Origin of the sequence: Acidovorax sp., assembly GCF_046339755.1 — a bacterium.
In the GTDB taxonomy this organism is placed as follows: Bacteria; Pseudomonadota; Gammaproteobacteria; order Burkholderiales; family Burkholderiaceae_C; genus Acidovorax.
Map to the genome: position 1 here is coordinate 1 of NZ_JBKDTZ010000316.1, position 11527 is coordinate 11527.

The 11527-nt window shown below is 59.6% G+C and carries 12 protein-coding genes and 1 pseudogene; 3 read left to right on the forward strand and 10 right to left on the reverse strand.

Annotated elements, in window-relative coordinates; all coding sequences use genetic code 11:
- Window positions 1-1104 (forward strand): hypothetical protein (locus ACK59X_RS27410; protein ID WP_409961677.1); only part of this gene is annotated, 1104 nt, incomplete at its 5' end.
- A 101-nt stretch (window positions 1105-1205) separates the two neighbouring features.
- Here the strand turns inward: ACK59X_RS27410 and ACK59X_RS27415 are convergent.
- Window positions 1206-1760 (reverse strand): HAD domain-containing protein, encoded by a 555-nt coding sequence (locus ACK59X_RS27415; RefSeq protein WP_409961678.1) that lies wholly within the window; start codon window positions 1758-1760, stop codon window positions 1206-1208.
- 582 nt (window positions 1761-2342) lie between these two features.
- Here ACK59X_RS27415 and ACK59X_RS27420 point away from each other — a divergent pair.
- Window positions 2343-2753: a hypothetical protein gene (locus tag ACK59X_RS27420; protein ID WP_409961679.1), complete on the forward strand. Its 411-nt coding sequence runs from the start codon at window positions 2343-2345 to the stop codon at window positions 2751-2753.
- A 331-nt stretch (window positions 2754-3084) separates the two neighbouring features.
- Here the strand turns inward: ACK59X_RS27420 and ACK59X_RS27425 are convergent, their stop codons facing one another.
- The 9 genes and pseudogenes from ACK59X_RS27425 to ACK59X_RS27465 form a co-directional block, all read right to left on the reverse strand.
- Window positions 3085-4191 carry a hypothetical protein gene (locus ACK59X_RS27425; protein ID WP_409961680.1) on the reverse strand — a complete coding sequence of 369 codons (1107 nt, stop codon included), beginning with the start codon at window positions 4189-4191 and terminating at the stop codon, window positions 3085-3087.
- Window positions 4192-4202: 11 nt separating this feature from the next.
- Window positions 4203-5147, reverse strand: coding sequence for a hypothetical protein (locus ACK59X_RS27430; RefSeq protein ID WP_409961681.1), 945 nt, complete (start codon window positions 5145-5147; stop codon window positions 4203-4205).
- 310 nt (window positions 5148-5457) lie between these two features.
- The gene (locus tag ACK59X_RS27435) at window positions 5458-6783 is read right to left on the reverse strand and encodes a hypothetical protein (RefSeq protein WP_409961682.1); all 1326 of its coding nucleotides are present in this window, start codon (window positions 6781-6783) and stop codon (window positions 5458-5460) included.
- A gap of 110 nt (window positions 6784-6893) precedes the next feature.
- Entirely contained in the window at window positions 6894-7553 is a 660-nt protein-coding gene (locus ACK59X_RS27440) for a hypothetical protein (RefSeq protein WP_409961683.1), read from the reverse strand.
- Window positions 7554-7906: 353 nt separating this feature from the next.
- Complete coding sequence (locus ACK59X_RS27445; RefSeq protein ID WP_409961684.1) at window positions 7907-8341, reverse strand: hypothetical protein; 435 nt, start codon at window positions 8339-8341, stop codon at window positions 7907-7909.
- 286 nt (window positions 8342-8627) lie between these two features.
- Window positions 8628-8828: pseudogene (locus tag ACK59X_RS27450) on the reverse strand (DUF3717 domain-containing protein); the annotation flags it as partial.
- Complete coding sequence (locus ACK59X_RS27455; protein WP_409961685.1) at window positions 8825-9451, reverse strand: hypothetical protein; 627 nt, start codon at window positions 9449-9451, stop codon at window positions 8825-8827. The pseudogene ACK59X_RS27450 and the gene ACK59X_RS27455, both read right to left, overlap by 4 nt.
- Window positions 9432-9662, reverse strand: a complete 231-nt coding sequence (locus ACK59X_RS27460; RefSeq protein WP_409961686.1) for a hypothetical protein — start codon at window positions 9660-9662, stop codon at window positions 9432-9434. Before ACK59X_RS27460 ends, ACK59X_RS27455 begins: the two co-directional genes overlap by 20 nt.
- Window positions 9659-10267 carry a hypothetical protein gene (locus ACK59X_RS27465; RefSeq protein ID WP_409961687.1) on the reverse strand — a complete coding sequence of 203 codons (609 nt, stop codon included), beginning with the start codon at window positions 10265-10267 and terminating at the stop codon, window positions 9659-9661. The genes ACK59X_RS27460 and ACK59X_RS27465 overlap by 4 nt, the downstream gene beginning before the upstream one ends.
- 204 nt (window positions 10268-10471) lie before the next feature.
- Here ACK59X_RS27465 and ACK59X_RS27470 point away from each other — a divergent pair.
- The coding region (locus ACK59X_RS27470; RefSeq protein ID WP_409961688.1) for a hypothetical protein at window positions 10472-11527 on the forward strand (1056 nt) is incomplete at its 3' end.

An 11527-nucleotide genomic window follows, 5' to 3' on the forward strand; every position in this document is an offset into this window, starting at 1 on the left:
GCCAGCTCGCACCTGCCGAACCGCCTCCAGTTTGAACTCCCGCGTGTACTGCGCACGCACTTGCTTGTCACTCATTGCTCAACTCCTTGTCGGTATTTTCAACAAGGGTTAAGAACTCCACTTTTCAGGGGCAACCTCAGATCTGCAAACGCGCCTTCTGCAAAGGCCAGCGGTCCAAAGCGCTGGAGCAACGACATGACTTGGGCATTTTCTGAAGAGATCAACAGCCAGCTGGGCGCACTGGAACAGACACGGAAACGCCTTCGCAGGGCTTTCATCATCGCAGTTTCTGCAACCTTGCTTCTCGTGCTCGGTGGCGTTGGGCTGTGGGTCGGTGCTGCTGCCTTCGGCCCAAGCGCATCAATTGCGGAGTTGGACATTCCAGCGACCGTGGCTCGCGCGCTCTCCAATGAAACGTCCGGGAAAAGGTTCGATAGTTTGGCAGGAAATGCTACGTTCGCGCTTACATCTTTCACCGAGACCTTGATGCCAGTGCTCAAGGTCCTGAGCATCTTGGCCCTCCTCGGTGGAATGGGGCTGTCGCTAGTTAACCACGGGTCGGCGGGGACAGCGCCAGTGATCCTCGCCTTCGCGTTTGCCGGAGCGGTCAATTTTGGACCGCCCGTTCTCAAGGCGATATCCAATGAAGAGACTGCGGAGTTTGAATCGCCGGCCCGCCAGATTGAACGCCTCTCAGCGGTCCCGCAGGCGGTAGACGCGAAGCTCCGAGCCGTTAATGTGGTCGACAGCAAGGACAGTCGGTATGTTCTCGCCCAGGCCGCGGTCAGAGGCGGTGTCAGCCCAGTACCCGAGATCGTCGGCGAAGTGGCCAAGGAGCAGGGGGAATCGCCCACCTTATCAGCTGACCGTCAGATCCTTTACGCCTTGGAGATGGCGTCCTTCGGCGAGCCGAGGTCACCACACGCTCGGCGTTACGCAGAGAACGCGGGACGTACCGAAATCCTGATGGTTTTGGCCGCCAAAGTCCTTGTCACTCTCGGAGTCCTGGGCGTATTTGCCAGCCTCGCGTCCTACCTGCTTGGCCGCGACATCACTCGCCGGCTAGGGCGGATTCGAGGCTTTGCTGTGGCAGGCAACAGTTAGCGCTGGAAGATAGCCAGGCCGTCGATAACGAGATTTCCAAAGTGATCTTGCGACCGAGATGCTCGACTGGTAGGTGGACCGCCCCACCGAACTCTCGCTCCCTATCGCCACATGGCGAAGGTTTGCCGCAACACGTGCTGATGGCTTTCGGTGAGCCCCACGTAGAAGTCAGTCCACAGCACGTTGGCGTACCCTGGTGAAAACAGTCGCTGGTCATCATCGAGCGCCACCCAGTTTCTGATCCTGAACTCTCTGACAACGGCGAGGATCTCCCGCTCCCTCGCAGCTGTACCTGACAGCTCTGGGGTCACTCCGATCACACGGGAGGCGATGTCGCTTGCGAAGTGGCGACGGAGCTCCTGGAGGCCCGCGTTCCGCCAGGATGAGGAGATCACCACATCGACCTCCGGGAACTCCCTCAGTACCGCCTCCAAAAGTGGGAGGAGCGCAAGAGTGCCGCTGTTTCCCCGGTGCGCCACTCCATCGAAGTCCAGAAAGACCGCACCGAGCCCCGGGGACCGTTCCAGGAGAGGCGTAAAGGCGGGCATCTCAACCTCACCCTCTGCTACCCCATGATCGCGTCCCGGAGCCCCTAGAAGGCCGAGAAACGCCAGGAGCCTTGTTATCAAGGATGCCTCCATGCCGACAGATCCCATTGCTTCAATCCCTCGTCGAGGCCGCGATTCTGCGGCCCGTGAGCCGGCTCCTTCGGACACTGCGAACCGATGGCCAAAGTGGAAGACTTGGACAAAAGCCCTTGCAATTCTTGATTGTTGAGTTGCATAATTCAATCCGCGACGCACCCCTATGCCGATAGCAATCCACTTATGCCCAGTCAGCAAGTACCACGTCCGCCAAACGATAGAGGGCAGGGCCGCAAGCCGCTCCCAGAGGAGGAACGAACGGTCACGAAATCGTGCCGGCTCACTCCAGCGGAATGGCTTCTGTACCACCAGCTGGGAGGCAACAAGTGGTTGTCGCGTACAGTGCGTGAAGCTGGAAATGCCATGCGCGAAGCTGAAGGTAAAGGCCCAACATGAACATTCTAGAGAGTGCTGCGCACAGGCTCGGAGTCTCGGAGACCCCGGTGCGGGGCTTCTCCAGTGTTCTGGAGGCCAAGAAGGTGACTAAGGCGGCATTGGGTGAGCATGAGGCCGTAGAGCCTCTGCAGCGGCCAATCTCTGGTCTCGAAAACGCGAGCCGCAAATGCAGATAGATATCAGATTGAGAGCAGGACTTTGATCCTTTACGACAACCTCCTTGCAGGCACTCCATTTCGTGGGCTGATCATCCAGGGCTTCTCTGGGCTTTGTGCATACCTCGGCGTTCCACAAGACCATTGGATGGCAGACATGTCCAGCCTGACGTTCGAATGCCACCATGACGTGACGTTCCGTGGCGAGGGCGATGGGGATCTGCGACCAGAGGGCTGGTACTGGTACGGTTGGGACTATCAGCATCTTTCCGACCAAACGAACTTCCCCGCGGACATGCTGGCGCTGATGCCTCCCGAATTCGTGAAGCTGATCCCTAAGGGCAAGAATTGGACAGTTGCCGAGGTTGAACAGGACCTCGTGGATTCGGCTCTGCATCTGCTGGAATCACTGCGCGATGTCGAGAATGCCGCCAATAGCATCGTCAAGAAGTGACCAGCATGTCCTTACTTTCGACACCCCGTCTCCCCTCCGTGTCAAATGACCTTGAGGCCGCACTTCGTGACGCGGTGCGAACCCTTGCCCAGCAGCCGAGGGAAGTACCAGAAGCACCGGAAGGATGGCAAGCGCGGACGCTCCAAGCCTTGGAGGCAGATGACGGGGAAATTATTGCTGCCTGTGCGATGGAGATAGTCCATGCGCACTCCCAGTACCGGGCCACCTTCGACGTGAAGGGATGGCTTTTCGAACTTCGCAACTTGACGATCTGGGCCGACAAGTAGACATTGCACGACAGCCGCGGAGGTCGACCAAGCGAACCTTTCCCTTAGCTACCGGCCTGGATATGCTCGGGATACAACAGCCGGTCCATTCGCTCCGCCAGGCTCCTTTCGCGTGCAGGTTCTTGCACAGTTCCAACGAATGCTGTTGATGCAGGCGTTGAAGGGGCGCCACTGCGACGCAGGATCTCTACCTCCTCGCGAACGCGCTCAAGTTGCTTCTGCAATTCGAGGATCTCCTCGCGACTTTCCAGCGCGCCCTTTGCGATGCCCTCCACGTAGATGTGGTGTGCTCCTACCTCTTCGCGTTCACCTGCGGCTTGGATGAGCTCATCTGCCTCCATGCAGATCCTGCTCCCGAGAGAGCGGATCATCGACCGCGAATCGTCGTTCAGGAAACGTTCCTCTTTCGGCGCAGTGTCGAATCCTGGCTGGTTGCGCATGATGGTGCGGACAGCAAGACTGGCATCATCCGGCTCGCCAACAATAGACTTCGCGTTCATTGTGTCTGCCAGCATTGGCCATATCGCGGCCTCCCACTTCCCGTAGTCAAGCATGCGCCAGCCGTCTTGTGACACGAGGTAGATCTCGGGTGGCACATCCTCGTCAAGGGCTGTGGCCAACGCGAAATGCAATGCGAGCTCTCCCACGGCCACGCCAAAGAAGTAGGCGCCTTCATGTGGTGTGGGGGTAAGGTCTTGAGCGGTGGCCGGAAAGATCTGATGCAGCCCCCAACCGGAGTAGCGCGCCACGTCGAGCGGGACGAAGAGCGGGTAGTACCACTCGCTCATCCCGGTATCGGTGGTGTAGAGCCTTCCTTGAAGGGCCAGGCCTGCTCTGGCAGCTAGCGGATCGCCATGCAGAAGAGAAACCATTGCGGTGGTGGTCTTCCGCAGTTGGGACCATGCGAAGGACTGGAACGCACTGCGCTCCAGACTCACCTGTACCGTCTTCGCATTGCCCATGTTTTTGATGGCATCCTCCAGCTCGCTGAGCCCCAGGTCGCCCTCGATCGCGAACGCTATAGCTCTGATCAAGCCTCCCGCGTCCTTGAAGCTCCTGTTCAACTCGTGCTCCCGCCGCCGCTTAGCCTTTGCCTTCTCGCGCTTGGCCTTTTCCCGCTTTTGGTCGCTGGTTAGTTTGTTCTTTGCCATGGCGCGCTACCTCAAGTTCCAGAAGTGCCAAGGTGGGCGGGCATCGATCCCACGATGACTTTCCGAGAGACATCGTCCCATGTGTAGTAAAGCCTGAGGCAGAAGCGTGGATCGCGAGCGTTTCCCTTCGACAGGTGCTGGTCCAAAAATCGCCTGCGGCCCCTCCATCGAATGAAATACTGATCTCCGTACTCGCCGGCATTGCTTGGCGCCACAGAGCCCCCGTACTCCAAGCCCAGGGCGTCGGCCTTTTGCTTGAATGCGAAGCGATCAAGCACCCCTGTTTTGACCTGGGTGTACTCGGTTGCGAGCAATTCGAGGCATTCGTAGAGGAGCTGGTGGTTCTCGTAGGGACTGCGTTTGGTCGCAGCGATTGCCCGCGGAAGGATGGTGATCCGATGCTCGTTCGCGAGAGCCCAACGATCAATCTCCCGAAGACGCCACTCCTTGATGGCTTCCGGATCATGGGTCTCCGGGGCCTCTTGCGCAGCCGAGGGTGCATCCTGCTGGGCAACGGCGGGGCGCTGCGCCTTCGATAGGGACCTGGCGAGCTGGCTCCAGTAGTCAAGATCCGCCTGCAGGTTCGCTATCAGGGCCGCTTCCTCTCGGATCGCAGTGACCCCAGATGGGGAGCTTCCGGCCGCGACGATCTCGACGAACGATGGACAGCGCGCTCCGTTTACGACTTCTCCAAGAATCGGAACGAACACCGTGCGCCAGGCGGCTTCGAGCGATGGAGCCCCGGCCGCGGTCTCAAAGCAGACGCGGCACCCAGCTACAGACTGGCTCCCTGACGTCGGGATGTGGAACAGATCCCAGAGCGAAGTAGTCTCGGTGTCGAGAACCTGGACAGCGAAGAAGCCGCCGGATGGCGCGGTCCACCATTGCACATGCAGTCGATCGCCAACGGCAGAGCCCACGCTATCCGGGGGTGGGGCCGAGATGGAGGCGTCCAAGCCGCGCAGGTGCTCCCAAAGCCGCTCGGCCAGGCCGGGGAGGGGAGGGGCGGTCGGGGAGAGAAAATGCAACGCACTTCGGGGCATGCCTGTATTGTGGCCTGCTTCGGAGGGGGGCAAAGCCCAATTGCCCACCGGAGGCCGGCTCGCGAGCGGCATTCAATGGGCTGGCGTCTTTCGGATGGTTTCCAAAGCGCGGGCGCCGTCGCGACCCACCGCATGGGTCTGCATGCGTCCCAATCTATCCCCAGGCAGTGCCAGTCGATCTGCTTGAAGGCATAGATGTTGAAAACGCTTCGCCCGGTTGGCCTCAGTCACGTGCAGGATCTGGCTTTGCGGGAGACGTTGATCTGTACACCCCGTGAGTTGTGACATAGGTAGGAAAATTGCCGAGTTGAAACCACAGGTAGTTCACCTCGATCTTGAGCTTTTGCAAGGTCTCGGGAAACTGAAGGCGCCGCTCCATTTCGCAAACGACATGCTCACGGTTTGACTTGCCCTGAGGGCCAGAGTCCAAGACAACTTCGAACTCCTCCAGGAATTGCGCTGCTGGGCCGGTCTTAGGGAGTCCTCCGGCCGAGAGAATCTCATTCACAAACGCTGCACGCGCTTGTGGCAAAGGACCACTTCGGGACCGCAGCGTGGTCAACGACAACGTCTCCACTTCTTCCTGACTTCTGATCGCGGTGTGCATGAGAGCGACCTTCCAGCGAAGCTCCTTGAGAGCGGGGCTCGCGTTCGGGACAAGCACCTGCACCCCTGATGATCCGACGTTGCGCCAGGTGCCCGTATCGGGATGGCGTTCACCTGCTGCGAGGGCAACAGGCCGCAAGCTGCGCAAGACATCGGATACGAGCAAATACTGCTCTGCCTCCGCGAAGTCGACGAGCAGCAGAGGAGTTTCGCGCTCATCTGGTAGGCCATCTCCAGGCGGGTCGACGACAGTGAACTCAATCGGGTTCCCGAGAGAGGGGATCTCCAGGAAGCTGCACACTCTGCAATTGATCTCGTGCTCCTCGCCACCCGGAGTTCGCTTGAAGCGGTCGATCGCACAGAGCTGCTGGAGTCCTTTGGAAATTGCGGACTCTTTGTAGCTTCCGGCCCCGCCTTTAGCTTCGAGTGCGTGCCATACATCTTTGGCGCCCTCAACAAGGAAGTCGGGCAGCATCTTGCTGGCCTTATCGCGCCGGACCATGGACTTGGCTAGTGGTCCAGCGTGAATGATCCGTAACGGCTTGTGCCCGAGCCACTCTTGGATTGCGAAGGCTGCGCCGACTTGCCCGAGTGCATAGTGCATGGACGTTTTGTCGGAAGCGTCGAGGAGTCGGTTGAACTTCCTTACTTTGAGCTGGCCACCCGCGACGTCGAACATTCGCAGCATTGTGCGAGCACGGCTCGTCAGAAACCTGGCAAGCTCCCTTCGCTCTGCTGCGGTCATGTATTGCTCTTCGGACCATTCTTCCTTGGGGCCGTAGCCGACCTCCAGGGCCGCTGCGGTGATGGACTCCGCAGTTATGTCAACGTTGTGGAGCGGGGTGCCATCAAGACGCACCTTTGTCTCTTTGAGGTCCGAAAACGAAACGAGCGCCTTTTGAGTGTCTGGCGGCGGCAAGAAGAAGGTGAATTTCGTTGGCATGGAGGGTGGTTACAACTTGGCCGACGCGAAGCGGGAGCACCCGAAGTTAGGCCGCGCCCCACGATGCTCGCAACCTTGTACTTGGTGGCAAGCGCCATCAGTTCATGGCGTCAGTTCGCAGCCTCATAGTCTGGGTCAGGCTCTGCGGGAGCTGGAATGCGATGCGCCGCTTCAATCTGGCGAAGTAGAGCGACGCCCCGGGCGAATGCTTCTTCGGTCGCATCATCGAAGGCCGATTCGAACCAGATCGGGTTGAAGGCCGCTATCGACAGGCCGCGACATGGCCTCGCCTCCAGGCCCATCTCGTAGCCTTTGCGAAACCAGTGCCGGTGAAGAGCGGCAGACTGATTCGACGATGCGAAAGCGAACCGCTCCGCTTCCTCGACGCTGGCAGAGTTTGAATCGATCGCTGGACACGGAATAGAGGCGGCATCTTGGCTGACCAGGTCTACCAGGCGCCGGCGGACCGTGCCCCAGGGCTCATGGTTGGAACCGGCGCCGGTGTCTCTCCCATCAAGGACAGCCAACACAGCTGCACACATCTGATGAGCTGCCGCATCGTAGGCAACCAGCTCGGCTTCTGTCGCCGCCTCGATATCGAAGCCCCCGCCCGCGTGTTTCGCGTCGACGACGTCGGCGGAAACAACTGTAGACCGAGTAAGCATCGGCTCCAGCAACGCAGCTATGCGCTGCGCACCGTCCGCGATCCCCTCGCCCGGGGCGAGCTGAGCGGCAGACCAAAGCTCGTGAGCTACCGCATGCACATCCACTTGCGTGGGATGGACAGAGCCAGCCAGAGAGGCCCTGTACGCATCCGGCCTGGCGCCCTCGGCTAACGCTCCGGGGCCGACACTGGCCGTCCGAGCAGCGGGCTCCACGGGGATCGCAGCGTGTCCAGATGGGGAAGGATGAGGCTGGGGGAGGGATGAGGCTGGTGAAATGGTCATGGACGCATGCTCGCCGACGAAGTTGCGGCGTTCTGATCAGTTGGCTACAAGAGATCTCCGATGGGACCTTGAAGTGCTACGTGCACCTTTCAAGAGCGGGGTCGTTCGGGTCGACGCCATTTGCCACAGCTCAACGATCTGCGAGCGTTTCCTTGTTCCATCACCCATTGAAACTCCTAGTTGGTCCATGCCGGAAAACTCTCCATAGGGGCGCCAGCAAGGATAGCGAAAATGCCAGGGTGCAGCGCCTGAGCCTCCAGAACACTTCTGGCCTCGTATTGCTGCTGGCCCTCGGGAAGAAAGCACCCGTGCGGAACTCTGTCCTCCGTGCCGAGCCACATCCGTGCGCGCAAGTCGCAGACGCGCCCGTCGAGGAGTTCGATCCACCAGTGCAGGTCAATCGATCCGGCGCCATTGACCGTTAGGGACCCAACGACGACATGATGAGGAATTTCATCCCTTGCCAGCAGAGTTGAAAGCACCCTGGTCATGCCATCGCACTCAAGCGGCAGGGGGTCGAGACGACTCAGCAGCAGTGGAAGGTGCTCCCCAGTGTGGCCTCCGCCGAGTCCATGATGGCCAGGTTGCTCCTTCAAGTTCATGGCATTCATGCGGATGGGTCCTTCATTGGTGCTTGCTGCAGGGCGGGATCAGAATCGTAAATGCTCTTCCGCTCGATGTGCCGCCCCTTTTCCACGCACGACTTGCAGTAGTCCAGGGCTCCGTAGCTGCGCCACCCGTAGTCCGTCATCTGCTTACGATACTCGGAGCGTGTGAGGTTCGGAATCCCCGCGCTTGAAGTGGAGTCCGGTGTGTCGCAGCCGTCGCAGGAAATCTGCAGCCAACACTCAATCATTCTGTAGGCCCTTTGGGACGGTGTGGGCTGAGCCGTGCTCTGTAGGTCCGAAGTGCAGCCATCGCGTTCTCCGGAACGCTTCGGACCGCTGCCTCCACCTCATGGTTGTAGGCCATAAGGGCGTACACCTCGGCGAGTGCGCGCACCTCTGGTCCGAGCGTCACCCCATCAGGGCTTGGGCGTTGCGCACGCCAGTAGTTGATCGCGTTTTCAAGTTCGACGATGCCGATCCTCTCGTTCATGCGTGCTCCGATTCTTGTGCGGCGGGTTGTGGGAACGCTGCATCCAGCTTTTGCAGTCGGGCGCGAAGTTCGGGAAGCTTCGCCAGCGCCTCCTGTCTGCTGGCGGGGGACGACACGTTTGCAAGCCAGTGCTCGTAGGTGCTGATCGACGATCTCAGGGTGGTGCGGTATGCCCCTTCATAAAGCGCATGCAGAGCGCTTGCGAGAGCCTGCTCCTCGCTCATCCAGGGCGCAGTGCAGGTCATGCCGTCCACCGCGCCGTACCAGATACCGTCCTTGAAGACCACGCCTCTCCCGTTGGGGTGGCGCCATCCGGTCAGCACGAATCCACCGCTCTCGATCCGCATCTCCTCTCCGAATGCTGCCGAGGGAACAACACGGCGCTGCAGGCTGTCCGCCGGCACCCACTTCAAGCGGCTTTCCCACCGAGCTGGGCGGGTGTAGGGCGCCTTGAAGCGGACTTCGATCTGCACACGCTTGGCGCCAAGCTTGCGCACCACTGCCTGCGCAACGGGTCCGAACATCCATTGGTGGCGTGGGATGTTTGTCCACTGCACGCGGTCGCCTGGCTTGAGGTCTTTGCCGGTCGCCGAGCTCAAAGTATCAGCGCACTGCTTTTGCATTGCGACCCCCTTGTGAAGGAATGATGTTGTCGGCGCGGGTGGCCTCTTCGGCTCGGCGAACGGTGTCCACACCCTTCGTTCCGCAGCCCGGGTCATCGGCGTAATCAAACCCTTCCTTGAGCGTCACGATGATGGAGCTGCCATCCTCTCGCTCGTCGTCGACTGCAAGCACATGCGGTCGAGCCCGAATCAGGTCAAGTGTCTTGCTCATGGCTGCAATGCTGCGTCAACTGCAGCGAGTTTGGTGACCATTTTGGATTTGGCCTGTATAGCGGCGGCAATGAACGAGCCCGCCTTCTTTGCGTGCGCCTTTTCTATGCCTGCGGCGACGCTGTCCGCAGACCAATTGGACGATGACGCCGAGTTGCTGACAGGCATGTTGCGCCGCGAGGTAATCGGGCGAAGTCGTGCGTGCTCGCCGTCCATCAGCGGGGCGATGAACGAAGGCAGTTCGTTCAGTTCGGGACGATCAAACCACACGTAGTAGCTGAATCCCGCCCTCCCGGCCTGGGCTGCTCGCACACATGCTGGCTGATAGCAAGCTGGGCCCAAGGACCGCGCGCGTTCAGCTGGGCTCATGCTCAGCCGAGCATGGAAAGTCGATACCGGCATGGCCATCACTCGGATAGCTGGGCGCGGGATCACGTTCATCACATCCAGGGCATCGATCTTCTCCAGGCGACCGCCCGGACTTGCCACTACAAGGCGACCGTCGCTGTCCAGGTGCTGGAAAAACCAGTACGGACATTCGAAGCGGCCCTTGCTGGGATTGATGAACGCATCGCGCATTGCTGGCGCGTTGGCTACATCGATCATGGTGAGCGGCTGAAGGTCAAGCAACGAGTTGAGCATTGGTTTTGTTTGAAAGCAGCACGCAGCGAGGTGATAAAAATGTGTATGGACTATAGTCTATACATAAATAGGTAGTTTCATGCCGAAATGCGGCAATTTATGATCTTTTTCGTAGTTGTTTGATATAGACTAGATGCCATACTTTATGGTTTTCTTGAGGGTATGTCCATGCCAACTCCGATTCGCGAAGCCGCTGCCCTGCAGACCAATGAAGTGCTTGTCGAGCCTTCTCGGATGGACGAATTCCGCAAGCGCCTGGACAAGCTCAACAAAAAGGCCATCGCCTTCGGCCTCGACCGTATCGAGGTGCTCTCCAATGAGCCAGCCTTGTACGAGGTCCGAACTGAGGACGTCGGCCGCGACGGTGCGGTGCTCAACTACCTCGTGCCCCTTCGGGCTGGGGTCACGCCGCGTGATGTGGTGAAGCTGCAGCGCTTGAACTTGCGCTACCCAGTAGTCAAGCTGGGCAGCTGGCAGGTGGTCGGCAAACTGGAGGCCCTCGAAGGCGGAAATCTGATTTTCCAGGTCACGCAAGACGCCCAAGATGGAAGCGAGCTCAGCGCGAGGCGCACAGGGCAGATCGTCTGCGAGCATTGCCGCTTGCGCAGAAAACGCAACCAGAGCTTCTTGCTGCGCGAATCAGCGACGGACAACTACATCCAGGTGGGAAAGAGCTGCCTGAAGGACTTCACTGGCGTGGATCCTGGCGTGGCCCTGTTTCTCGCGGAAACAGCCTGGTTGCTGAGCTGGGCGGATTCGGAGGTGGACGAGAACGCGGGTTCTTGGCGTAGCAATCAAGTGGCCACCATCGAATTTCTCGCGGATGCCAGCTTTATCTCAGCAAGGTACGGCTTTGTCTCGGCCAAGATGGCGCGGGAGGACGTTTCCGGCCGCCTGGAGGCTACTTACGCCGTTGCAGCGTTCGGTCTGCAGGACATCTTGGACAAGGATCTGGATGTCAGAAAGGCCTACTGGGCAGAGCGCGCGGGTCATCTGGCAAAGGCGACCGCTGCCAAACAGTGGGCTGTCGACTTGCCCCCAGCCACCACATTCAACCAGAACCTGGCGCTGCTCTTGCGGAGCGACTACATCGAGCGAGAACCCCGCTACCTCGCGCTCGCCTGCTCGGCAGTTTCGGTTTTAACTAGTAGCCAGGATCTCGACAGAGCTATGGCCTACCCAAGCCACCACATTGCGTCCCCAGGCGAGAAACTTGAGCTGGAA